Source organism: Mycobacterium sp. (assembly GCF_046330795.1).
In the GTDB taxonomy this organism is placed as follows: domain Bacteria; phylum Actinomycetota; class Actinomycetes; order Mycobacteriales; family Mycobacteriaceae; genus Mycobacterium.
The window spans coordinates 574,219-596,912 of record NZ_JAXLSA010000001.1 but is presented as its reverse complement, the minus strand read 5'-3'; the positions used below and the strand labels follow the sequence as shown (position 1 = coordinate 596,912).

Sequence of the window (22,694 nt, the reverse complement as noted above, 5' to 3'; positions counted from 1 at the left end):
CCCGTTAGTCTACTTATTAAGGTAGTTAACAAATAACCGGCCCCCGCTCATCTCCCGACAAGGTCCGCCATGCCTGACGACGCGCCAGAGGACGACGACAACCTCGTCGAGGCGATCACCACGTCCCTGATGCGTGTCGTCAACAAGATCGAGCAGGGCCGCCGCACCCCGCGCGACTACGGGTGCGGAATCTCGATGACGTTGGTCGAAACCGAGATGTGCGCGTTGATCTTTCGGCACGACGGCATCACCGGCAGCGAGCTGTCCGAGCAGCTCGGGGTGACCCGCTCGGCAACATCGCAGGTGATCGCCAAGCTCAGGGCCAAGGGGCTCGTCAGTGAGACGCCGTCTGCCGAGGACGCCAAACGAAAGCGGCTGCACCTGTCCGATCGAGGATTGCAGGCAGCCCAGATCGCACAGGAGTACCGGGCATCCATGGGCGCCGCGCTGTTCGGGTCGGCGAGCACGCCCGAGCTCGAGGGCTATCTGGAGTTCATCCGCCGGCTGGAGGCATACCACTCGGACGTCGTCCGGGGTTGGGAGCAGGGGAGAACCTCCCCGCCCTAGGGTCTGCGCGCCCACCGAATCCCTCAGATCCGCGGGTCGCGTTCAGCCGCCGCGGGCGAGGGCGAACCGCTGCATGATCACGTCCATGATCGCGCCGTTGATCATTCCGCCGGCGTACTCCACCCAGCACCAACTGCGGGCCGGCGGTTCGATCGAACTCGAGGTGAGCTGTCCGAAGTAGTGGACAAAGCTGCCGGCCCTGTCGAAGTCGAACGTGTAGGTGTCGGAGCCGATCGTCGCTTCCAGTCGGGCGAGCTTGCCGTCCTCGGAGAACGTCGGCGTCGCGACGATGTCGTCGTAGGCGATGGTGACACCGTCCACGACGTGATAGCCGGGTCCGAACGCGCGACTGTCGCGGCCCTGCCAGAAGCAGCCGCCGCCCCACTGTCCGTCGTCGTACTGCTGCATCCACGACACCCACATGCCCTGCAGCTCACGCACGATCGGTAGTTCCGGGTAGACCTTGCCGGGTGGCCCATAGGCGAAATCCTGATGCAGGTATCCCGACACCGGGACACCTTCGATGGTCCCCGTGGCGGCCATGAGCTCATGCCGGTAGTGGGCTTCGTCGGCGATCCCGTTCTGCGCAGGCACGTGGACGGTGAAGACATCACTGATGCTGCGGCCGTGAACTTCCCAGCGCCCACTGGCGTCGTACCAGTGCAGCCCGGCGGCGTCGCGTTCGATCCGTCCGCTGTCGTATCCCAGCTGCGTCTGGTCGGGACTCTCGGAGTACTGCAGCGGTTCGAACCAGTCGATGGTCGAGTACTCCGGAAACAGGTGGGGTGGTTCGGGAGCGAACGACACCGGTAGCTTCTTGAAGCCGGTGACCGGTGTGACCACATGGGTCATCCCGGCCAGGAAGTCATCGGCGCCCCGTAGCCCCCAGTAGGTGTTTCCGGCGTTGTCGTCGACCACCGCGCCGATCCACATTCCGGCCAGCCCGAGTCCCGGCCCGGGCGTCCAGGCCCGGCGGTAGATCTCGGTAACCGGGACGTGGGTGCGCACGTCGAACTTGATGCTGTCCGCCATGGGTGCTCCGATCATGTTGCGGCGATTACGGATTGAAGCAAATGACACCACGGATGTTGCTGCCCTCGCGCAGGTGTGCGATGGCGTCGTTGATGTCGTCGAGGCGGTAGCGGCGCGTGACGAGTTCGTCGAGCCTGAGGGTGCCCGCCTGGTACATCGACAACAGCATCGGCATGCTGGCACGGGCATTCATCTGGCCGTAGAGCGTCCCCTTGAGCGTCTTGGCCGAGTTCACGAATTCGGTCAGCGACATCGGCACCGTCATCTGCGACAGCGGGGTCATGGCCGTGACCACACAGGTACCGCCCTTGCGGGTCATCATCAGCGCCACCGGAACCAGATCCGTCTGCAGCACACCGACCGTCAGGATCACCGCGTCGGCCATGACACCGTGGGTGAGATCCTGCACCAGCGTGAACGCAGCCCCCGCTTCGGCGACGGTGTGGGTGGCGCCGAACCCGGTTGCGGCGTCGCGTTTGAAGTCGACCGGATCGACGCCGATGACGTACTTCGCGCCGGCAGCCCGAGCGCCCTGCACGGCGTTCATACCGACGCCGCCGGTTCCGACCACCACGACGGTGTCGCCCGGGCGGACTGCTGCGCTGATGCTCGCGGACCCGAAACCGGTTGTCACACCACAGGATACGAGCGCCGCCGCTTCGAAGGGGATCGCGTCGTCGATCTTGATGAAGGACCGTTCGGAAGCGACGACGTGCTCGGCGAACGTCCCGACCTGCATCATGGCCAGCAGGTCCTGATCGCCCAGGTGTCGACGCGGGGTGTCGTCGGTGATCATGTTCTTGCTGAACAGCTTCGCGCCGATGTCGCACAGGTAGGTGGCGCCCGTGACGCACCAGCGGCACGTACCGCAGGCCGGGATGAAGGACACCGCCACGTGGTCACCGGGATGCAGCGACGTGACACCTGGTCCGACCTGCTCGACGATCCCGGCGCCCTCATGGCCGCCCAGCAGCGGAAACCATTCGGGGAGCGGCATTCCCGCGGCTTCGACCAGCGCGCGCAGGTTCTCGTCGGGAACGCTGTCGCCGGTGGCGAAGTGGTCGTCGGAATGGCAGACACCGGCGACCATCATCTTCACCAGCACTTCACCGGCGCGTGGAGGGTCGAGATCGATGGTTTCCATCTGCCAGTCCTGTCCCACGCCGTGCAGCACCGCGGCTCGGGTCCTCATCGCTTGCTCCTCGTTCCGCCAAGGGGTCAATCGAATGGCTAGCGACATTCAAGCCTCCGAAGGTACCTTTGTAAAGGTACTGAACATTCCTTGCACCCGTCCTGGAGGAGCCGAATTCATGGCCGCCGAGGTCACACCCGCCCGGGTCGGACTGCTGATCGATTATCTGAAGGACGGGGATGCTCCCTACGACCAGAACATCCTTCCGGCACTTCAACTCGTGGCCGACGAGTACCTCGCCGCCGGAGTACTGGAACGCCCGGTCGAATTCGTCGTACGCGCCGTACAGGGGCTACCGAACGGATCGTTCCGCCACGTCCGCGATGCGTTCCACGAACTGGTGGATGAGGACGCGCTGGTGATCTTCGGCCCGTTGGTCTCGGAGAACGGTGTGGCGCTGCGGCCCTATGTGGAGGATTGCGGCCAGGTCCCGATCATCACCATGGCCGCTTCCGAAACGATGCTGGGGGAGTGGGTTTTCGGCTTGCCGGCCGGGTCGATGGAAGAGGAGCCGATCATCATGGCCACCGTGGCGGCGCTCGACGGCTGCCGCACGGTGGGGGTGGCCTTCGAGGACAGCCTGATCGGCCGCGAGTACCTGCGCACCACCCGGGAAGCGTGCCGGGACGCCGGTCTGACCATCACCGCGGAGGTCGCCATCCCGCAGGTCGCGGCCGATCAGCGCACGGCGATGGCGACGCTGGCACTCGACAAGCCCGACGCCCTCATGCACGTCGGTTTCGGGCTGGGCATCATCGGCATGAACGCCGCGCTGGAGGCCATCGGCTGGATGCCGCCCAGATACACCACCACGGCCTTCGAGTTCGCCGCCACCAGTGAGTGGTGGTGCCAGCAGCTGGCGGGCTGGATCGGACTCGACCAGTACGACGAGCGCAACACCATCGGACAGGACTTCCTCGACCGATTCGAGCGGCGCTACGGACACCGGCCGGCGTACTTCTTCCCGCTGTACGCCTACGACGTCGGGCGGCTGATGATGACCGCGCTGGCCACCGCACGGCCACTGACCGGCGTCGGGGTCAAGGACGCCCTGGAGCGGATCAAGATGATGCCCGCGGCTACCGGTGCACCGGGCACCCGGATGCGCTTTGGGAAGTACATCCGCCACGGCTGGATGGGCAGCGAATTCCTGGTGGCCCGCAGGGTACTCCCCGACGGCAGCCGCTCGGTGCTCTACGCCACCATCGACGGATACGCTCGCGAGAAGTGAAGCCCCTGGCGCCGCCGGAGCAGAACCGCCATGGTTGACCCATGGCCAAGCGAATTCTGAACGTCGTCACCAACGTCAGCCATTACGAGGATCCGTCGGAACCGACCGGCCTGTGGCTCTCCGAGCTGACCCATGCCTATCACGTCTTCGCCGAGGCGGGATACGACCAGACGATCGTCAGTCCCTCGGGCGGCCCGTCGCCACTCGAGCCCCGCTCGCTGAAGTTCCCGAACTACGACAAGAGCGCCAAGGCGTGGAAGGGCGACGCGGCGAAGATGGCACTGCTGGCCGCGACCGCCTCGCCCGAGCAGATCGACGCGGCCGAGTTCGACGCGATCTATTTCACCGGCGGCCACGCCGTGATGTTCGACTTTCCGGACAGTGAAGGGCTGCAACGTATTACACGCGAGATCTTCGAGGCCGGCGGCGTCGTGTCATCGGTGTGCCACGGCTACTGTGGCTTGCTCAATACCAGACTCTCCGACGGCAACCTGCTGGTCAAGGGGCGCAAGCTCACCGGGTTCGCCTGGTCGGAGGAGGTCCTGGCCCGGGTGGACAAGCTGGTGCCGTACAACGCCGAAGAGGAGATGAAGAAGCGCGGCGCCCGCTACGAGAAAGGCCTCATCCCGTTCCGGTCCTACGTCGTCGTCGACGGGCGCCTGGTGACCGGCCAGAACCCCGGCTCGGCCAAGGCCACCGCCGAGAAGGTTGTCGAGGTGCTCGAGGCCTGACCGGCCGCATCACTTGATGCCCGGCAACCGGGCCAGCAGTCGCAGACCGGCCGTCATGATCCGGGCGTAACGGCCCGCGTCGAGCCAGGTGGGCGCACCGACCGGCAGCAGCCGTTCGTCCTCGTGGGTGGTTCGCACAAGTCTGTGGCCAGCCATCACCTGTCGCGGCGCGCGGGTAGCGTCGTGGACATGGATCTCTGGGGCGACCTCACGGTGCTCGACGCCGCGATGATCGTGGTGTTCGCCACCTGCGTGTTCATCTACCTGACGCGGCTCGAGCGCCGGATCCCGCATCACCTGGGCGAGCAGGTGGGCGCGCACAAGGAGGTGCTTGCCAAGGTGCGCAAGCGCGAACCGCTGACCCAGGCCGAGTTCGACTACGCCACCGAGTTGGTCGACGACGCCCGCTCACCGCTGGCGTTCGCGATACCGGCCGTGTTGTTCGCGATGGGGTTCTTCTACGTCGTCGGCTGCCTGCACGAATTGCACGTGCACGGTGGCCAGCCCTCGTTCCGCACGTTCATCGGCGGGATCCCGATGCTGACCTCCATGAACATGGCCGCCCAACTGCGCCGGGTCGCGCACCTGCGCAAGAAGCTGCGCGGCATCGACGTAACGTCCGAGGGTCAGCCTTCCGGTGACGCGGACACCACCGCGGGGTCACCGTCCTCCCACAGCAGCAGCTGACGAACCGACTCGCGGGTGCCATAGGGCCGTAGCATCGCGCTGGCGGGCCTGGGCCGGACCCGCAGCGGCCACCAGAACCAGCGCCCGAGCAACGTGGCGATCGCCGGAGTCATGAATGACCGCACGATCAGCGTGTCGAACAACAGGCCCAGGGCGATGGTGGTGCCGATCTGCCCCAGGATCCGTAGGTCGGCGAACAGGAACGATGCCATGGTCGCCGCAAAGACCAGGCCGGCCGCCGTCACCACCGCACCCGAGCCGGCCATCGCCCGGATGATGCCGGTGTTCAGCCCGGCGTGGATCTCCTCCTTGAATCGGGAGATCAACAACAGGTTGTAGTCCGACCCGACCGCCAGTAGCAGGATGATGGCCAGCGCCAACACGATCCAGTACAGCTCGATGCCGAACAGGTCCTGCCAGATCAGCACCGAGAGACCGAAGGACGCGCCGAGTGACAGCGCCACGGTCCCGACGATCACCAGCGCGGCGACCAGGCTCCGGGTGATGAAGATCATCACCAAGAGGATCAGGCTCAGCGCCGCGATGCCGGCGATCATCAGGTCGTACTGGGCGCCGTCGTGAATGTCCTTGTAGGTGGCCGCGGTGCCGGCGATGAAGATCTTGGAGCCGGCCAGGGGGGTGCCCTTGACGGCTTCCTGAGCGGCGTGTCGGATGGCGTCGATATGCGAAATGCCCTCTGGCGTCGCGGGATCGCCGTCGTGGGTGATGATCATCCGGGCGGCCTTGCCGTCCGGCGACAGGAACATGTTCATACCGCGGACGAACTCCGGGTTGGTGAACGCCTCCGGTGGTAGGTAGAACGAGTCGTCGGTCTTGGACGCGTCGTAGGCCTGGCCCAGGGCCGTCGCATTCTGCAGTGCCGCCTGGCTCTGGTCGTTCAGGCCCTTGTTGGTGGCGTAGTTGGTCATCGTGAGATCGCGGTTGGTCTCCTGGCTGGCGATCTGCGGCGGGATAAGGGCGAGCAGTTTCGGTTGCAGCTGATCGAGTTTCGCGATGCTGCCCGACACGTTGCCCAGTTGCTCGGTCAGATCATCGATACCGTCCAGCGCGTCGAACACCGACCGCAGCGCAGCGCACATGGGGATGTCGAAACAGTGTGGCTCCCAATAGAAATAGTTGCGGATCGGCCGGAACTGGTCGTCGAAGTTCGCGATCTTGTCGCGCAGGTTCTCCGCCGTGGCGACCGTCTGCTGGAAGGCTTGGCTCTGTTCATCGGTGATGGCGCTGGATTGCTGTTGCAGCGCGTACTGCTGGCGCAGGATGTCGATCGAATTGTTGATCACACCAACCTGTTTCAACAGATCGGCGGTGCGGGCCTGCTGGAAGGGCAGATTGTTGATCTGCGCGGCACTGCCCGCGCTGATCTGGAACGGGATCGACGTGTGGTCCAGGGGTGTACCCAATGGGCGGGTGATCGACTGCACCTGGGCGATGCCGTCGGTGTGGAAGATGGCCTTGGCCACCCGTTCCAGCAGGATCATGTCGGTCGAGTTCCGCAGGTCGTGATCGGCTTCGATCATCACCAACTCGGGATTGAGCCGGGCCTGCGAGAAGTGCCGATCGGCCGCGGCGTAGCCCACATTGGCCGGTGCCCAGCCCGGCATGTAGTGCCGGGCGTCGTAACTGGTCTGGTACCGGGGCAGCGCCAGCAGGCCGATGAGTGCGATGGCCACCGTCGCGAACAGGATGGGCCCGGGCCAGCGCACGATGGCGGTGCCGATCCGCCGCCAGCCACGGGTGTTCATCGGGCGGGCGGGTTCGAACAGGCCGAAGTGCCGGCCGATGGCCAGCAGGGCCGGCGCGAGCGTCAGCGCGGCCACCACCGCCACCAGCACACCGATGCCGGCCGGCACGCCCAGGCTGTTGAAGTACGGCAGCCGGGTGAACGTCAGGCACAACACCGCACCGGCGATGGTCAGCCCCGAGCCCAGGATGATGTGTGCGGTGCCGCGGTACATTGTGTTGAACGCCGTGACGCGGTCCTGCCCGTCGTAGCGGGCCTCATGGAACCGGCCGAGCAGGAAGATCGCGTAGTCGGTGCCGGCGGCGATCACCAGCAAGGTCAGCAAGTTGGTCGAGTACGTCGACAGTTTGATGATGCCGGCATTGGCCAGCACCGCGACCACACCGCGCGACGCGGTCAACTCGATCATCACGGTGAACAACACCAGGAAAACGGTTGTGAGACGCCGGTAGAGCGAGAACAGCATCACCGCGATCACGCCGAGCGTCAGCAGAGTGGTCTTCAGGGTGCCGTGCCGACCGACCTCGAACTGATCGGTGACCAGGGGAGCGGCCCCGGTGACGTAGGCCTTGACCCCCGGCGGCGGCGGATTGTCCTCGACGATGCGGCGAACCGCGTCGACGGATTCGTTGGCCAGCGATTCACCCTGGTTGCCGGCCAGGTACACCTGTACCAGCGCGGCCTTACCGTCGGCGCTCTGCGATCCGGCCGCGGTCAGCGGGTCACCCCAGAAATCGTCGATGTGCTCGACATGCTTGGTGTCCTGGCGCAGCTTCTGGATCAGGCCGTCGTAGTAGTGGTGAGCCTCGGCACCCAGCGGCTGATCGCCCTCGAGCACGATCATCGCCGAACTGTCGGAGTCGAATTCCTGGAAGACCTTGCCGATGCGCTTGCTGGCCTGCAGGGACGGGGCGTCCTGCGGGCTCAAGGACACGTTGTGCGCTTCAGCGACGGTCTCGAGCTGCGGTACGAAGACGTTGGTGCCTACCGCCAGTCCCAGCCAGAACAGCGCGATGAGCGCGGCGAACCGGCGGATCAGCTCGGCGACCCGATGCGGTGCGCCGATGTCGGTGGAGGTGCTCATCCGGACTTGTCCAGGCAGTAGGTGAAGGCGTTCACGGTGTTGGCGGTTCGCTCGTCCTTGATGACGTCATCGATCTTGATCCGGCAGCCGATCGAATCACCGTCGCCCTGCGCGGCGACATTGACGAACACCGCCGGCTGCGTGGTGGTGGTGTCGTAGGACCACGGCAACGTGACGTCATCGGCGCGCTGCGGCTGGGCATTGACGTCCAGGTAGGTGATGGTGGCCACCGTACCCGGCGGGCCGAAGACCTCCAGGACCACGTGCTTGGGGTTGAACGGCACGATCTCATTGCCCGCATTGCTGGGTGTCGAGGTCACGTCCTTGGATGCGAACACACCGTGCAGCCGGTACACCACGAATCCGGCCAGTGCGATCACCAGCACCGCCACCACGATGGTCCAGCGCCGCATGAGCGGGCGGGCAATCGATCGGTCGGGCACCATTCGATGCTCGCACAGTCGGGCGCCCGGGTTCGACCCGGCGGCACGATGCACATCTGGCTGGAAATCACCAGGGGCGAATCCGGTTACCGGGCGGTGAGCGCGGAATGCACCAGATCGACAGCGCGCGCGGCACTTTGGGCCGCACCCTCCATGGTGGTGGGCCAGTCGGTGTGGGTCCAGTCGCCGGCCAGCGCCAGGTTGGGCAAATCGGTGTCGTTTCCCGGTCGGATGGTCGACATGCCCACCCGGGACGAGAACGTGGCCTTGGGCCACGGCACCACGGTCAGGTCGACGACGTTGGCCGTTCGGGCGGCCGGGTAGCTGGCCCGTAGTGCGGTCAGCAGGCGGTCGGCGACCTCGGAATTGCTGAGCCCCATCAGGTCGTAGCTCGAGCAGGTGGTCAGCGCGTAGAGATGGTTGCCGTCGGAGCGTGGTCCATGCATCCGATCGCGGTCGAAGACCCAGCCAATATCACTGTCCAGCAACGATTCCCATGGCGCTACGGTTCCCAGCGGCTGGTCCAGCAGCACGTAGGCATTCATGATGGGAATGGGCTCGAGTTGTTTGGCGGCCAGGCGGGCGTCCTCCGAACCGGGAACGTCGTCCAGGAGTGCACGCAGATTCCACGAGGGAACCGCGAGCACCACCGCGTCGGCGGCCACTGTCGAACCGTCCGATAATTCGACGCCGCCGGCCCGTCCGTCGCTCACCGTGATACGGACCGCTCGGGTACGCAGCCGGACGTCGACCCCGAGTCGGGCCATGGTGCGGTTGGCCGCGTCGATGTAGAACTCGCCGAGATCGACTGTCGGATAACCGATTCGGACCGCAGCGGGGCCGAATCGGCGGGCCCGATCGGAACCGGTGCGCAACAGGGCCGCGAACGCGTGCGCCGAGGCCAATGACGGCAGCTCGTTCAACAGGCCGATCACCATGGGGTTCAACATGACTCGGCGTAGCGCGGCGGGAAACCCGACCCGGTCGAACCATTGATCAACAGTGATGTCGTCGAGTGAATCGTCGAAGCGGACCACGTCGCGGGCCAGGCGCGTCCAGGCAGGTAACGCCGCGAGCTGGGTCGGGATGCTGAGGTCCCGGACCCGGCCCAGCGCCATCCGGACGATGTTCCGCGCACCGAAACCGAAGGTCTCGGCATGCCCGCCGGGATAGCGCACCCCGAACTCGCCGGGGAACTCCAGGAGATCACGGCTGCCGATGGACTCCAGGAATCGGAAGATGTTCTCGTACGATCCGGCCAGGACGTGTTGGCCGTTCTCGACAGCGTCGCCGTATTTGGACGTCAGTCCGACGGTGCGCCCGCCCAGGGTTCCGTTGCTCTCCAGCAGTGTGACCGCGTGGCCCAGTTCGGCCAGCCAGACGGCCGACGCCATTCCGGCCAGACCACCGCCGACCACCACCACGTGTCGCTCACCCATACGCCGATGTTAACGGCCATTCCGGCGACCGCGCGGCGGGGTGTGCACGCGGGGCGCGTGGGGCGCACGATCCGAGAACTCAGGTTCTTTTCAGGTTCCTCGTTCATTTGCCCGCGATCGCCGGACCGGAGGGCTATACATACCGCGTGGCCTTCGAAAACTATGTGGGTCGCGTCGGCGGCCTTGCCCTCGCGCTGGGAATCGGCGCGGCAGTTGCGACCGGTTGGAGCTGCCCCGCCTGGGCCGACTCCACCAGTGGTTCGGTCAACGCCTCGGCGTCGGACACCCAGAAGAACGACACGACGGATACCCCGCAGAAGGAAACCGCGGGCCAGGACAACGGCAAGGACAGCGACGGCGCGACAGCGTCCGATCCGGCCGAATCCACTGGCAGCGTGAGCGATCCGAAGGATGAGCCGGACGCCGCGGAGTCGGCCGACGCCGATGACCCGCCCGCCGCGGCAGGGTCCGATGCGCCGGAGGTGACCGAGCGTCACTCGGACGGGTCGGCTCGCAAGACCGTCGTCGCCAGCGATGACGACGCCGATAAGGGCGCGGCCACGGAGGTGGATGCCGACCCGCAGATCACGGTCGCCGACGAGCAGGATGTCGACGTCGAACCGTCGGCCGCACCCGCTGCGCCGAAGGTGGTCGAGGCCGCCGCGCTGGCCGCCGTCGATCTGGCTCCCGTCGCAACGGAACCGGAGGAAGAGCCCGCGACCATGGTGGCCGCGGTCAGCGAGCTAGCGCCTTCCGATGAGGGCTCCACATCGGATCCGGTCTCGCCGCTGCAGACCACGGCGGCCCTGACGGTACTCGCCGCCGTGACCACCGAGACGCAGCGCAAAGCGCTGGTCGACAGCGCGAATGACGTTGCCCCGCAGGTGACTTCGTCGGAACCCGATGACACGCCGAACGTTCTGCTGATCGGGGTGGACGGCACCAATCTGTCCAAGATCCTGGCCAACGCCGCGAACACGAATTTCTTCAGCCTGATGCAGACCGGCACCACCGCCGCGGCCAGCATCGTCGGGCACACCACGATCTCCAACCCGTCGTGGACCACCATCCTGACCGGTGTGTGGGGTGAGACCACCGGCGTGATCAACAACATCTACAACCCGGCCGTCTATGACGCGTGGCCGACGGTGTTCAACCAGCTCGAAGGGTTCAACCCGCTGATCCATACCACCGCCATCGCCGACTGGGATGTCCTTGCCGCCATCGCCGCGTCGGGATCGCTCCCGGCCGACAGCGTGCAGTACGTCAAGCAGGTCGAGGGTGACACCGACTGGTCGCTGACCGATGACGCAGTGGGTGCCGCCACGGTGAACGCGATCACCAACGCCGACTACTCGGTGCCGAACTTCATGTTCAGCTACTTCGTGGGCGTCGACGAGAACGGGCACATGCACGGCGGCGGCTCGCAGCAGTACGCCGACGCCATCACCAATGTCGATCAGAACCTCGCCGCGATCCTGGCGGCCATCGCCATGTCAGGTGAGCAGTGGACCATCATCGTGGTGACCGATCACGGACATCAGCAGTCGCAGGGCTTCGGCCACGGGTTCCAATCACCCAATGAGACATCGACTTTCGTGATCGCGAACGGCGGCCCGTTCGCCCAGGGCAACATCAACCTGCAGTACAGCATCGTCGACACCACGCCCACGATCGTCACGCTGTTCGGCGGGACGCCGGCGTCGTACTCCCAGGGCGTGTCGCTGACCACGCTGGGCGGCGCGGACGTGACGCCGATCAACGATGAGGATGGGCTGCGCGGCGCGCTGCAGGACATCATCGATATGAACGGCTATCCGAACATCGGCGATGACATCGCGCTGGGTGCGCGGACGCTGTTCGCGAGCATCCCGTACTTCGTCGTCCAGATCACCGACAGCATCACCTCGGCGCTGCAGGCGATCGTCGATCAGGACATCTTCCTGATCAGCCCGCTGGCCAGCCTGGCCATCCTGCCGATCCAGCTGCTCGGTGACGCTCTCTACATCCCGACGAACATCCTGGCGCAGATCGTTGCGGCGTTCACCGGGGTCAGCAACACCAGCATCTTCCCGTTGCTGCCGGCACCTCTGCCGCCGCTGGAAGGGCCGCCGTCGGGTCTGCAGGACACTGCGGATGCCCTCACCTGCGGTGAGGCCGGGGCCGGCTCCGACTACTGCGTGGTGGCCTGACCGCCATCCGTCATCGACTCAGCGTCCCCGGCGAGGCCTACTCGGGAATCGGCGCAGCCAGCGCTGACTCGATGCCAAGGACACGGGTTCAACTCGTCTTCATCGATCCGACGTAGTAGGTCTCGCGTCCGGTGGGGTAGCCACCACCGTCCGTCGCGATGTGGACATGGTCGAAATGGTTCGCGGTCTCGTTGCCGTAGTCGGCCGTCCAATACGGGGCACCGATCCCGGGATAGAGCCCGCGGCGCCAGATCACGTGCAACACCCCCCAGCGCTTGGCGTTGGCCAAGGCGTAGCCGGCGATCTGGTTGCCCAGATCGATTCCTTCCTGGGAATGGGGATTGGGGATCATCACGTCGATGGCCAGACCATTGGGATGCCACTTGAGGGGATCCTGCCGGTAGCCGTAGATGGTCTTGATGTCCGGGAACAGCGCGCTGATGGTCCGGGCGGCCCAGATGGTGTGGATCTGCAACCGATTCTCGTCGGCGACGCCGGCGGGTAGCTGCAACTCGAAGGTGTGCGGGTCCACCGGCGCGCTGGCCGCCAGGAGTTCGGCCTCCGTGGCGGTCGCCACGACAGGCACGCCGGGGGCGTCCTGGGCCGGGGCGGGGGAGGCGGCCGGCGGTGCTGCCGGGGCGGCGTTGGGATGCTGGGGCTCGCGACCCTGGGCGTACACCATCGCCGCGGAGATGACGAGCGATGCCGCGAGCGCCACTCCGCGGCGACCCCGGCTCTTCAGCGATTTGCCCACAATCAGCAACCGTAGCCCTGCAGACCCGCCCGCACCGCCACATCCCGCCTGCTGCTGCGATACTGGGTGCCGTCTGACCGAATCGAACGCGGGAGAGAACACACACATGAGCGCCGAGCAGCAGTCGACCATCATCTACACGCTCACCGACGAGGCCCCGCTGCTGGCGACCTACGCGTTCCTGCCCATCATCCGGACCTTCGCCGGACCGGCCGGTATCGACGTGAAGACCAGCGACATCTCCGTCGCGGCCCGCATCCTGGCCGAGTTCCCCGAGAAGCTGACCGATGAGCAGAAGGTGCCCGACAACCTCGGCGAGCTGGGCAAGCTGACCCAGGATCCGAGCACCAACATCATCAAGTTGCCCAACATCAGTGCGTCGGTGCCCCAACTCAAGGCCGCGGTCAAGGAACTGCGGGAGAAGGGCTACGACATTCCGGACTACCCGGAGGACCCGAAGAACGACGACGAGAAGGCGATCAAGGATCGCTACGCGAAAGTGCTTGGCAGCGCGGTCAATCCGGTGCTGCGGGAGGGTAACTCCGATCGGCGGGCGCCGAATGCGGTCAAGGAGTACGCCAAGAAACATCCGCACAGCATGGGCGAGTGGTCACAGGCCTCCCGTACGCACGTTGCCACGATGAAGACCGGCGACTTCTATCACGGCGAGAAGTCGCTGACGCTGGACAAGGCACGCAAGGTGAAGATGGTCCTCGAGACCGCGGACGGCAAGGAGTTGGTGCTCAAACCCGAGGTCAAGCTCGACGAGGGCGATGTCATCGACAGCATGTACATGAGCAAGACCGCGCTCTGCGACTTCTACGAGGAGCAGATCGAGGACGCCTACAAGACCGGCGTGATGTTCTCGCTGCACGTCAAGGCCACCATGATGAAGGTCAGTCACCCCATCGTGTTCGGCCACGCGGTGAAGATCTTCTACAAGGACGCCTTCGCCAAGCACGGCAAGCTGTTCGACGAACTCGGCGTCAACGTCAACAACGGCCTGTCCGATCTCTACGAGAAGATCGAGAGCCTGCCGGCCTCGCAGCGCGAAGAGATCATCGAGGACCTGCACAAGTGTCATGAGCACCGGCCGGAACTGGCGATGGTGGATTCGGCCAAGGGCATCTCCAACTTCCACTCGCCGTCGGATGTCATCGTCGATGCGTCGATGCCCGCGATGATCCGCCTCGGAGGCAAGATGTACGGCGCCGACGGGCGCACCAAGGACACCAAGGCCGTCAACCCGGAGTCCACGTTCTCCCGGATGTACCAGGAGGTCATCAACTTCTGTAAGACGCACGGCCAGTTCGACCCGACCACCATGGGCACGGTGCCGAACGTGGGGCTGATGGCGCAGAAGGCCGAGGAGTACGGCAGCCACGACAAGACCTTCGAGATCGCGGCCGACGGCGTCGCCAAGATCATCGACGCCGAATCGGGTGAGGTGCTACTGAGCCAGGAGGTCGAAGCGGGTGACATCTGGCGCATGCCCATCGTCAAGGACGCGCCCATCCGCGACTGGGTGAAGCTGGCCGTCAACCGGGCGCGGCTGTCCGGGATGCCGGTGGTGTTCTGGCTCGACGACGAGCGTCCGCACGAGAACGAGCTGCGCAAGAAGGTCAAGGCCTATCTGAAGGACCACGACACCGACGGCCTCGAGATCACGATCCTGCCGCAGGTGTGGGCCATGCGGTACACGCTCGAGCGGGTGATCCGCGGCCAGGACACCATCGCCGCGACGGGCAACATCCTGCGTGACTATCTCACCGACCTGTTCCCGATCCTGGAGTTGGGCACCAGCGCCAAGATGCTGTCGATCGTGCCGTTGATGGCCGGCGGCGGTCTCTATGAGACCGGCGCGGGCGGGTCGGCGCCCAAGCACGTCAAGCAGCTGGTGGAGGAGAACCACCTGCGCTGGGATTCGCTCGGCGAGTTCCTGGCGCTGGGCGCCAGCCTCGAGGACCTGGCCGACAAGGCCGATAATCCGAAGGCCGGGGTGCTGGCCAAGACGCTCGACGCGGCGGTCGGCAAGCTGCTCGACAACAACAAGAGCCCGTCGCGCAAGACCGGTGAGCTGGACAACCGGGGCAGCCAGTTCTACCTGGCGCTCTACTGGGCGCAGGCGCTGGCCGAGCAGTCCGACGACAAGGAACTGGCCGAGCACTTCGCCCCGCTGGCCCGGACGCTGGCCGACAATGAGGATGTCATTGTCAAGGAACTGGCTGCGGCACAAGGAAATCCGGCCGATATCGGCGGTTACTACGAGCCCGATCCGGAGAAGACCAGCGCGGTGATGCGCCCGAGCAAGACGCTGAATGACGCGCTGGCGGCAGCGCAGGCGTGAGCTTGCGCCACTGGCGCTCCTCCTGTTGCTGACCACCGCATGCACGCGGATGGTGGATTCTCCGCGCGCGCTCCCGCAACGCGAGGTGGCGCCCATCAGCACTCAGCAGGTGACCAACCTGCTGAGCTCGAAAGTCACTGGCGTGGAGGGGAACCAGTTCGACGAGGTCGACCCGGATCGGTGTACGCCGGTGGCACGTGAGGTGTCGCCGCCGTTGCTGACCGATCGGCACCCCGCCGCCATCATCAGCGGACACTGGCAGACCGAGGACGGTGGCGTGGTGGTCGAGGAGATCGTCGCGGTCTACCCGTCCGACTTCGATCCATCGGCGGCGCTGGCCGACGCCCACGAGGCCGTCGAATCCTGCGCGGGCACATCGATGACGGTCACCACGGTGCACGGCCGCAGCTATGGCTTCGACGCAGAGCCCACCCCGTCGTCCCCGGCAGGTGCCGTGCTGTGGTCGCTCCGCGGTGCGGCATGGAGTTGCGACAACGCGATGGTGGCGGCGCACAATGCGGCCATCGAGATCACGACGTGCGGGGCGGGCGGCGGCCTGGATACGGCCGCCCTCGCCACGGATGCGCTGGCACGTATCGAGGCCTTGGCGAACGCCAAGGTGTGAGCCGGCCCGTCGGCCGCGGCCTCAGTGGGCGCCGACCGCGACGGTGGTCACCGACCCACTGCCCATCGCGGGTCCGTCGGCCGACGTGAAGTAGGTCTCGCGGCCGGTCGGATAACCGCCGCCGTTGGTGGCGACATGCACGTGTGTGTAGTGATTGGCGTCGTCGGAGCCCTGGTTCGGCATGGTTCGGGGAGGCTTGCCGGGCAGGTAGATCACCTGGCGCCAGATCACGTGATTGATCTTGAAGCGGTCAGCATTGGCCAGGGCGTACTGGGCGATCCGGTCGCCCAGCGCGATACCGTCCGGGCTGCGGTAATCGGGAATCATGACGTCGAGGGCCAGGCCGTCGGGATGCCAGCGCAGGGCGTCGGGGCGGACGCCGCCGATGTTGTGGATCTCGGGGAACATCGCACTGATCGCCCGAGCGGCGAGGATCGTCTCGACCTGCAGACCCTTCTCCGGGGCGACCCCCGCCGGCAGCATGTACCGCATATCGCGGGTGACGCCACGGGTAGCGACGATGGTCGAGGTCATCGGTCCGGTGCCGACGATCCGGATGCCGGTGGGGGCCGTCGCGGGCATCGGCGCGGCGATCAGTTCGGCGCAGCACTCCGTTCCCGGTGCGGGCCGGACGGTGGTGTTGGCGGTCGCGCCGGCCATCAGGAATGCGGTGACCGGGATGACGACGGCGACCACCGGGAGCGACGGCCGTCGCTTCCGCGGGGGTTTGGGTAATTCGTGCCGACCCACGGACTGCACGATACCGCGCAGGTCACGGATTTATAACATCGTTCGGAAATTGCAAATCGGAATAGGCTGTGGAATTGCACCGGCACGTCCACGACTTTCTCATCGCGCGACGTCAAGCGGTCATTCGTCGAATTCTGCGGGCATTGCCGAAACATCGGCAGCGTGGCCGGTACGGTCGTCGGGAAAGCCTTACGAGAGGACGCAATGCGATGACATCTGCCGCCGATATGGCTCGGGGTATGCGCGAGCTGGTTCAGGGCGAAGCCGCTGAATCCGAACGGCAGCGCACGTTGACCCCGCCGATCGTCGACGGGATGTGGAGCAGCGGGTTGATGCAGGCATTCAATCCCGCGGCGGCCGGGGGGCACGAGCCGGGCTTCACCGAGATGATCGAGACCTGGATCGAAATGGCTTGGCAGGATGGATCATTCGGCTGGGTGGGCATCGCGAACCTGCCGTCGTCGTTCGCGGCGGCCGCCTATCTGCCCGACGACGGATTCGCGGAGGTCTTCACGGCACACGACAACCGGGTGACCATGGGTGGTCAGTTCTTCCCCAACGGGCAGGGGATCGCGGTCGACGGTGGCTTCCGTCTCACCGGCGCCTGGCAGTTCGGTTCGGGGACGGGCCACGCCGAGTACATCGCCGCCGGCTTCGTACCGGTGCGGGACGGCGAGGTCACCTGGGTCGCCGAAGGGCTGCCCGAGATGCGGGTGGCCATCCTGCCGCGGGCGGATGTGAGCTTCGACGACGGCTGGTACGTGCAGGGTCTGAAGGGCACCGGCTCGTATGACTATCACGTGCAGGACGTCCTGGTACCCGAGGACCGGACCTTCCCACTGTTCACCACCGAGCCGGTGCGCGGATCGTCGCCGGCGTTCCGAATGGGGATGATGCCGGTGACGGCCGCGGGTCACGCAGCGTGGGCACTCGGGGTCGCCAAGAGCATGCTCGACGACGTCGAGGAGCTGGCCGCGACCAAATACCGGATGAGCGATATGGCGTCCCTGGCCAGCCGGCCGACGTTCCAGAAGGGTCTGGCCCATCACGTTGCGGCCTGGCGCGCGGCACGACTGCTGATCCTCGACGCCTTCACGACCGCGGAGTCGGCGGTGGCCGCGGGTCAGGAGCTGACCCCGCGACTGCGCGCCGATATGCGGGTCGCAGCGGTCTACGCCACCGATATCGCGCGCTCGTGTGCCGAGTGGGCGCACCTGGCGGCCGGTACGAGTTCGATCCGCGAGGGTTCGCGTCTCGAACGGGCCTTCCGCGACATCTACACCGGCACCCAGCACGCCTTCATCAGCGAGAAGGTGGCCATGGATGCCGCGTCCATCTGGCTCGGGCTCATCGAGGACCAGCCGGGGTTGTAGTTGCCGGCACGTGATGCCGCATTCAGGACGCGGTGGTGCGCCGCCGGGTGGACCGCGACGCCGCCGCCAGCGCCTCGAGCGATGTCGCCGACCGCGGATGGGCGATGGCCGGTCCGATCCACCGCAGTAGGTAGCGGCGCAGATCCTTGCCACGGCGAGGCGGCTGGCCGGGGTCCATCAGGAATGAGTGCAACGTCCGGATCCCGAATTCGGCAAGCTCGTCGAGGTCCGACTCCGAGTAGCCGTACGCCGCCCAGTCCACATCGAACCGGTGCAGCATCTCCCGCCCGAAGGTCAGCGAGGTGTCCGACGTCAGGCTGGTCGCCGACGATGCCTGCCGAGGCTGGCCGAGGACGAACTGGATCTGTTCGTCCTCGGCCAGCGCCTCGATGGCGAACGCCATGCCTTCGATGAGCGCACTGACCGGATCCGTGAATCCCTTTGCGCGGTGGGCCAGCTGATCGAGGAAACCGTCGGCCGATCGCATGGCCGACGCCAGCATCAGCGCATCGGTGCTGGGGAAGTAGCGGTACACGGTCTGCCGGGTGACGCCCAGCGTGCGTGCGACATCGGCGATCCGCATGGCCGAACCACGCTCGGCGACGATCTTGTCGGCCACGTCGAGGATGCGGGCGATGGCCTCTTCGTCGGAAGCCGGCGCGTTACCCGACCAGCCGTGACTCCGCATCCGGCGATCATATCCGTGTTCATCCTTGCCCTATGGCCATACATAATCAACAATATGTATGGCCAAGCGGAGCGACGGGAGATATCGGATGAGCGAGCTTCGAGTGCGGAGAGTGCGTTTCGACCTGGCCGGTGACGACATCCCGTTCAACTGGCATCCGCGGCGCTCGTCGTTCGCGATGCAGTGCAATGTGGTGTCGTTCTTCGCGCCCGGGTTCGAGAAGTTCATCGTCGACGCCACCCGCGAGGCCATTCCGATGATCACGGATCCGGCGGCCGCCGAGGAGGCTCAGCTGTATCTGCGGCAGGAGGCCCAGCACTCGGCCGCGCACCTCGCGCATATCCGCGCCCTGTCCCGGCGCTGGCCGGGTCTGCAGCAGGTGGCCGACGATGTTGTCGCGTCCTATGAACGCCTGACGGCGACCAGATCGCTGCGCTGGCGATTGGCGTACCCGGCCGTGCTCGAAGCAACGTTCACGCCCTACTTCAAAGTGTTCCTGGACCACGACGACACGCTGTTCGAGCCCGGCGACGATCGGGTGGCGTCGCTGTTCCTCTGGCATTTCGCGGAGGAGATCGAGCACCGCAGTTCGGCCCTGCTGGTCTACAACGCGGTCGCTGACGACTATCTGTTCCGGCTCAGGACCATTCCCGCGGTCGTCAGGCACCTGCACGAGATCCTCACGATCATCGGCACCGGGTTCCGCGAGCATGTGCCGGCCGACGAGGGTGGTGCGGCGGCCCGCCTGATGCCGTCCGGTCTCGGCGTGCGGGCGTTGTTCGACACGATCCGTGCGGCGCGTGCCATGCGTCCCGCCACGCTGCCGACCTACGCTGGGGTACCCCGCCGCGAGCTGGCCGCCATGGTCGCGGGTCTGATCCGTTCACAGGGGCCCGGACATGACCCCAGGTTCGAGAACCTGCCTCCGCTGGCGGCTCGGTGGTTCGACCGGTACGACGAAGATCCCCGAGTGGCGCCCCGCTGGTACCGCAGCGGCGCGGGCCGGACGGCCTGAACCATGGCGCCCATCATCCTGCACAGTCCGTTCGAATTACCCTGGCAGACCGTCGTTTTCGATGCCCTGATGCTCACCCTGTTCGTGGCGGCCGTGGCGCACGCGGTGCTCTGGCACCGGCGCGGGGTGCGGATCTACAGTTTCGTGCTGATCGCGGGGCTGGTGTACGGCATGGTCCTGGAACTGGCGGGCATGGCGACGCTGAACATGTACGTCCAGGGCGATTTTCCGGTGATGATCAACTTCCCGGCACTTCCGTTGTTCGCCGGCACCACGGCCATGCCGCTGTACGTCACCTTGTTCTATCCGGTGATCTTCACGATGGGCTTCCTGGTGGTCGAGGCGCTCGGCATCCCCAGCCACTGGCGGGCCGCACTGACCGGCGGGCTCTTCATGATCTTTCTCGATGCGCCGTACATCATCGAGGGAAATCTGCGGAACATCGTCTGGTGGACGTGGGACCCGCATTTCGTGTTGTTCCAGTACTGGCTCGGCTGGCCGTTGGCCGATATGTTCTGGCAGTCGACCTGGGGGGCGACCTTCTTCTACGTGATGCTGCGCTGCCGGGCCCACCTCGACGGCGATGCCCGGCCCCGGTGGTCGACGCGCCATGCACTGGCGGTGCGGGCTCCGCTGGCCGCCATCGCTGTCCTGGCACTGGGCATGGTCTGGATGCTGCCGCTGCTGGCGGCCACCTTCACCATCGGTCAGCAGTGGCCCGTTCTGGTGGTCCTGGTGCTGGGCCTGGCCGTGGTGACGGTGCAGTCGTTGCGTTCGGCGACCCCGGCGCGACGGGTTGATCCGTTCATGCCGGCGATGATCGGGATCTACGTCCTGGCCTTCCTGCCGATGATTGTCGGGAACGTGCTGCACGACGGCGGCGTCCGGTTCTACGCCGTGGTCCAGACGCTCGGACTGATCGGCATGCTGGCCCTTGCGACGCTGCCACTCCGGCTGAATTCGGCGAACCGTTCTGAACCGCGCACGCGGCATGCTGAGATCAGCTGAACGCTTCGACAGCACAGGAGGATTGATGGCGGGACGGCTGACCGGCAAGGTGGCTCTGATCAGCGGCGGAGCGCGGGGGATGGGCGCCTCCCACGCCCGGGCATTGGTCGCCGAGGGCGCCCAGGTGGTCTGCGGTGACGTCCTGGACGCCGAGGGTGAGCTGGTGGCCAAGGAGATCGGTGCGGCCGCCCGCTACATCCATCTGGACGTGACCAGTCCCGAGGACTGGGAGGCCGCGGTGGAAGCCACGGTCTCCACCTTCGGAAAGCTGAACGTCCTGGTGAGCAACGCGGGCATCATCAACGTCGGCACCGTCGAGGACTACGACCTGGGTGACTGGCAACGCATCATCGACATCAACCTGACTGGTGTCTTCCTGGGCATGCGGGCCTCGGTCAAGGCCATGCGCGCGGCCGGCGGGGGGTCGATGATCAACATCTCGTCGATCGAAGGCCTGGCCGGGACCGCGATGACGCATGGCTACACCGCGGCAAAGTTCGGCGTTCGCGGCATCAGCAAGTCGGCGGCAATGGAATTGGGGCAGTGGGGGATCCGGGTCAACTCGATACATCCGGGTCTGATCCGGACCCCTATGGTCGAGGGTGTGCCCGAGGACCTGTTCCAGACCGCCCTGGGCCGCGCCGCCGAGCCCGCCGAGGTATCGAACCTGGTGGTGTACCTGGCCAGCGACGAGTCGAGCTACTCCACCGGTTCGGAGTTCGTCGTGGACGGCGGGTGCGTTGCAGGCCTGGGCCACAAGGACTTCAGTGACCTCGGGAACGCCGAGGGCGCGTGGTCGGAGCCGTGACGGCACACCGAAACGTCAGCGCAGCGTCCAGGGCATCGTCTTGACGTAACCGCCGGCGTCGACCTTGAGCTGCTGACCCGTGATGTACCGCGCGGCGTCGGAGGCGAAGAACACCACGGCCTCGCTGATGTCCTCGGGTTCGACGAATGGGATCGGCATCGCATTGAGCACCGGGAAGACCAGCTCGGCGTCCTCCCGGGTCGGATCCTTCAGATCGGGGCGGAATTGCCGGTACATGTCGATGTTGTGCAGCATGTCGGTGTTGACGTTGGTGGGGTGTACGGCGTTGGCCCGGATGAACCGGGGCGCCAACTGGATCGCGAGATCGTTGATGTAGTGCGCCACTACCTGCTTCGCGAACGAATACCCGGCGCCACCGGGTGCATCGACGTCGCCGACGCTGCGACCCTGCATCGAAGCCAGGTAGGCGGCCAGGGAGCCGGTGGCGATGACGGATGCCCCGGCCTCGAGGTGCTTCAGGCTGGCGTGCACCAGGTTCATCACCCCGATCAGGTCGACGTCCACGGCGTCCACCCAGGCCTGCATGGGCAGTCCGGCGGTCAGCGGTGCGATACCGGCGTTGGCGACCACGATGTGCAGGCCGCCCAGCTCACTGACGCCGGCGTCGATGGCCGCGGCCAACCCGACCCGGTCCCGCACATCGGCGATGGCGGTGTGGGCGCGCTGCCCCTCCTTCTCGACCAATCGCGCCGTCTCGTCCAGATCCTCCGGCCGGGCCAGGGGATAGCTGTTGGTCTCGATGTCCTCGCACAGGTCGACCGCGATGATGTCGGCGCCCTCGGCGGCCAGCTTCACTGCATGTGCCCGGCCCTGCCCGCGCGCCGCGCCGCTGACCACTGCCACCTTGCCCGCTACACGTCCCATTCCGAACCCTTCCATGGCGGATCTACCCGAGCGGACACTACTGCGGAACAGATATTTGGTCAATGGTTGGAACAGATA

General features: G+C 66.0%; 21 protein-coding genes. 11 read left to right on the top strand and 10 right to left on the bottom strand.

Annotated features, from left to right (window positions below; genetic code table 11):
- Nucleotides 1–69: 69 nt before the first annotated feature.
- A complete protein-coding gene (locus tag U0R18_RS02890; protein WP_526365760.1) occupies nt 70–567 on the top strand; it encodes a MarR family winged helix-turn-helix transcriptional regulator in 498 nt (165 codons plus the stop codon).
- Nucleotides 568–609: 42 nt separating this feature from the next.
- On the opposite strand, the gene U0R18_RS02885 is transcribed toward U0R18_RS02890, so the two are convergent.
- Together U0R18_RS02885 and U0R18_RS02880 are read right to left on the bottom strand one after the other, a co-directional pair.
- Nucleotides 610–1,599, bottom strand: a complete 990-nt coding sequence (locus U0R18_RS02885; protein ID WP_526365758.1) for a hypothetical protein — start codon at nt 1,597–1,599, stop codon at nt 610–612.
- Between the two features lie 25 nt (nt 1,600–1,624).
- Nucleotides 1,625–2,791, bottom strand: a complete 1,167-nt coding sequence (locus tag U0R18_RS02880; RefSeq protein WP_526365756.1) for an NDMA-dependent alcohol dehydrogenase — start codon at nt 2,789–2,791, stop codon at nt 1,625–1,627.
- Nucleotides 2,792–2,909: 118 nt separating this feature from the next.
- Between U0R18_RS02880 and U0R18_RS02875 the strand changes: the two genes are divergently transcribed.
- Nucleotides 2,910–4,022, top strand: a complete 1,113-nt coding sequence (locus U0R18_RS02875) for an ABC transporter substrate-binding protein (RefSeq protein WP_526365754.1) — start codon at nt 2,910–2,912, stop codon at nt 4,020–4,022.
- Nucleotides 4,023–4,063: 41 nt separating this feature from the next.
- On the top strand, nt 4,064–4,753 hold the full coding sequence (locus U0R18_RS02870) for a type 1 glutamine amidotransferase domain-containing protein (protein ID WP_526365752.1): 690 nt from the start codon (nt 4,064–4,066) through the stop codon (nt 4,751–4,753).
- A gap of 9 nt (nt 4,754–4,762) precedes the next feature.
- Here the strand turns inward: U0R18_RS02870 and U0R18_RS02865 are convergent, their stop codons facing one another.
- Nucleotides 4,763–4,891 (bottom strand): hypothetical protein, encoded by a 129-nt coding sequence (locus tag U0R18_RS02865; RefSeq protein WP_526365750.1) that lies wholly within the window; start codon nt 4,889–4,891, stop codon nt 4,763–4,765.
- Between the two features lie 51 nt (nt 4,892–4,942).
- Between U0R18_RS02865 and U0R18_RS02860 the strand changes: the two genes are divergently transcribed.
- The gene (locus U0R18_RS02860) at nt 4,943–5,440 is read left to right on the top strand and encodes a hypothetical protein (RefSeq protein WP_526365748.1); all 498 of its coding nucleotides are present in this window, start codon (nt 4,943–4,945) and stop codon (nt 5,438–5,440) included.
- Here U0R18_RS02860 and U0R18_RS02855 read toward each other — a convergent pair.
- From U0R18_RS02855 to hpnE, 3 genes are all read right to left on the bottom strand, one after another.
- A complete protein-coding gene (locus U0R18_RS02855; protein WP_526365746.1) occupies nt 5,380–8,289 on the bottom strand; it encodes an MMPL/RND family transporter in 2,910 nt (969 codons plus the stop codon). The genes U0R18_RS02860 and U0R18_RS02855 overlap by 61 nt on opposite strands.
- The gene (locus U0R18_RS02850; protein WP_526365744.1) at nt 8,286–8,735 is read right to left on the bottom strand and encodes an MmpS family transport accessory protein; all 450 of its coding nucleotides are present in this window, start codon (nt 8,733–8,735) and stop codon (nt 8,286–8,288) included. The genes U0R18_RS02855 and U0R18_RS02850 overlap by 4 nt, the downstream gene beginning before the upstream one ends.
- Nucleotides 8,736–8,818: 83 nt before the next feature.
- Nucleotides 8,819–10,171 (bottom strand): hydroxysqualene dehydroxylase HpnE, encoded by a 1,353-nt coding sequence (gene hpnE / locus U0R18_RS02845; RefSeq protein WP_526365742.1) that lies wholly within the window; start codon nt 10,169–10,171, stop codon nt 8,819–8,821.
- A 146-nt stretch (nt 10,172–10,317) separates the two neighbouring features.
- Between hpnE and U0R18_RS02840 the strand changes: the two genes are divergently transcribed.
- Complete coding sequence (locus U0R18_RS02840; RefSeq protein ID WP_526365740.1) at nt 10,318–12,363, top strand: alkaline phosphatase family protein; 2,046 nt, start codon at nt 10,318–10,320, stop codon at nt 12,361–12,363.
- Between the two features lie 88 nt (nt 12,364–12,451).
- On the opposite strand, the gene U0R18_RS02835 is transcribed toward U0R18_RS02840, so the two are convergent.
- Nucleotides 12,452–13,126: a VldE C-terminal domain-containing protein gene (locus tag U0R18_RS02835; RefSeq protein ID WP_526365738.1), complete on the bottom strand. Its 675-nt coding sequence runs from the start codon at nt 13,124–13,126 to the stop codon at nt 12,452–12,454.
- 97 nt (nt 13,127–13,223) lie between these two features.
- Between U0R18_RS02835 and U0R18_RS02830 the strand changes: the two genes are divergently transcribed.
- Together U0R18_RS02830 and U0R18_RS02825 are read left to right on the top strand one after the other, a co-directional pair.
- Nucleotides 13,224–15,464, top strand: coding sequence for an NADP-dependent isocitrate dehydrogenase (locus U0R18_RS02830; RefSeq protein WP_526365736.1), 2,241 nt, complete (start codon nt 13,224–13,226; stop codon nt 15,462–15,464).
- A complete protein-coding gene (locus tag U0R18_RS02825) occupies nt 15,436–16,089 on the top strand; it encodes a sensor domain-containing protein (RefSeq protein WP_526365734.1) in 654 nt (217 codons plus the stop codon). Before U0R18_RS02830 ends, U0R18_RS02825 begins: the two co-directional genes overlap by 29 nt.
- A gap of 21 nt (nt 16,090–16,110) precedes the next feature.
- On the opposite strand, the gene U0R18_RS02820 is transcribed toward U0R18_RS02825, so the two are convergent.
- Nucleotides 16,111–16,839: a VldE C-terminal domain-containing protein gene (locus U0R18_RS02820; RefSeq protein WP_526365732.1), complete on the bottom strand. Its 729-nt coding sequence runs from the start codon at nt 16,837–16,839 to the stop codon at nt 16,111–16,113.
- Nucleotides 16,840–17,048: 209 nt separating this feature from the next.
- On the opposite strand from U0R18_RS02820, the gene U0R18_RS02815 reads away from it, so the two are divergent.
- Nucleotides 17,049–18,212 (top strand): acyl-CoA dehydrogenase family protein, encoded by a 1,164-nt coding sequence (locus U0R18_RS02815; protein WP_526365730.1) that lies wholly within the window; start codon nt 17,049–17,051, stop codon nt 18,210–18,212.
- A 22-nt stretch (nt 18,213–18,234) separates the two neighbouring features.
- Here the strand turns inward: U0R18_RS02815 and U0R18_RS02810 are convergent, their stop codons facing one another.
- On the bottom strand, nt 18,235–18,900 hold the full coding sequence (locus U0R18_RS02810) for a TetR/AcrR family transcriptional regulator (RefSeq protein ID WP_526365728.1): 666 nt from the start codon (nt 18,898–18,900) through the stop codon (nt 18,235–18,237).
- A gap of 112 nt (nt 18,901–19,012) precedes the next feature.
- Between U0R18_RS02810 and U0R18_RS02805 the strand changes: the two genes are divergently transcribed.
- The 3 genes from U0R18_RS02805 to U0R18_RS02795 are packed head-to-tail and all read left to right on the top strand — an operon-like array spanning nt 19,013 to nt 21,731.
- Nucleotides 19,013–19,915 carry a metal-dependent hydrolase gene (locus tag U0R18_RS02805; protein ID WP_526365726.1) on the top strand — a complete coding sequence of 301 codons (903 nt, stop codon included), beginning with the start codon at nt 19,013–19,015 and terminating at the stop codon, nt 19,913–19,915.
- A gap of 3 nt (nt 19,916–19,918) precedes the next feature.
- Nucleotides 19,919–20,923 carry a hypothetical protein gene (locus U0R18_RS02800; RefSeq protein WP_526365724.1) on the top strand — a complete coding sequence of 335 codons (1,005 nt, stop codon included), beginning with the start codon at nt 19,919–19,921 and terminating at the stop codon, nt 20,921–20,923.
- A 25-nt stretch (nt 20,924–20,948) separates the two neighbouring features.
- Nucleotides 20,949–21,731, top strand: a complete 783-nt coding sequence (locus tag U0R18_RS02795; RefSeq protein ID WP_526365722.1) for an SDR family oxidoreductase — start codon at nt 20,949–20,951, stop codon at nt 21,729–21,731.
- A gap of 15 nt (nt 21,732–21,746) precedes the next feature.
- Here U0R18_RS02795 and U0R18_RS02790 read toward each other — a convergent pair whose 3' ends face one another.
- Nucleotides 21,747–22,616, bottom strand: a complete 870-nt coding sequence (locus tag U0R18_RS02790) for a mycofactocin-coupled SDR family oxidoreductase (protein WP_526365720.1) — start codon at nt 22,614–22,616, stop codon at nt 21,747–21,749.
- Nucleotides 22,617–22,694: the final 78 nt, after the last annotated feature.

Excerpts from the sequence above, each read along its gene's own strand:
- U0R18_RS02890 (WP_526365760.1), top strand. The coding sequence starts at position 70 with ATGCCTGACGACGCGCCAGAGGACGACGACAACCTCGTCGAGGCGATC.
- U0R18_RS02885 (WP_526365758.1), bottom strand. The coding sequence starts at position 1,599 with ATGGCGGACAGCATCAAGTTCGACGTGCGCACCCACGTCCCGGTTACC.
- U0R18_RS02880 (WP_526365756.1), bottom strand. The coding sequence starts at position 2,791 with ATGAGGACCCGAGCCGCGGTGCTGCACGGCGTGGGACAGGACTGGCAG.
- U0R18_RS02875 (WP_526365754.1), top strand. The coding sequence starts at position 2,910 with ATGGCCGCCGAGGTCACACCCGCCCGGGTCGGACTGCTGATCGATTAT.
- U0R18_RS02870 (WP_526365752.1), top strand. The coding sequence starts at position 4,064 with ATGGCCAAGCGAATTCTGAACGTCGTCACCAACGTCAGCCATTACGAG.
- U0R18_RS02860 (WP_526365748.1), top strand. The coding sequence starts at position 4,943 with ATGGATCTCTGGGGCGACCTCACGGTGCTCGACGCCGCGATGATCGTG.
- U0R18_RS02855 (WP_526365746.1), bottom strand. The coding sequence starts at position 8,289 with ATGAGCACCTCCACCGACATCGGCGCACCGCATCGGGTCGCCGAGCTG.
- U0R18_RS02850 (WP_526365744.1), bottom strand. The coding sequence starts at position 8,735 with ATGGTGCCCGACCGATCGATTGCCCGCCCGCTCATGCGGCGCTGGACC.
- hpnE (WP_526365742.1), bottom strand. The coding sequence starts at position 10,171 with ATGGGTGAGCGACACGTGGTGGTGGTCGGCGGTGGTCTGGCCGGAATG.
- U0R18_RS02830 (WP_526365736.1), top strand. The coding sequence starts at position 13,224 with ATGAGCGCCGAGCAGCAGTCGACCATCATCTACACGCTCACCGACGAG.
- U0R18_RS02825 (WP_526365734.1), top strand. The coding sequence starts at position 15,436 with ATGACGCGCTGGCGGCAGCGCAGGCGTGAGCTTGCGCCACTGGCGCTC.
- U0R18_RS02815 (WP_526365730.1), top strand. The coding sequence starts at position 17,049 with ATGACATCTGCCGCCGATATGGCTCGGGGTATGCGCGAGCTGGTTCAG.
- U0R18_RS02810 (WP_526365728.1), bottom strand. The coding sequence starts at position 18,900 with ATGCGGAGTCACGGCTGGTCGGGTAACGCGCCGGCTTCCGACGAAGAG.
- U0R18_RS02800 (WP_526365724.1), top strand. The coding sequence starts at position 19,919 with ATGGCGCCCATCATCCTGCACAGTCCGTTCGAATTACCCTGGCAGACC.
- U0R18_RS02795 (WP_526365722.1), top strand. The coding sequence starts at position 20,949 with ATGGCGGGACGGCTGACCGGCAAGGTGGCTCTGATCAGCGGCGGAGCG.
- U0R18_RS02790 (WP_526365720.1), bottom strand. The coding sequence starts at position 22,616 with ATGGGACGTGTAGCGGGCAAGGTGGCAGTGGTCAGCGGCGCGGCGCGC.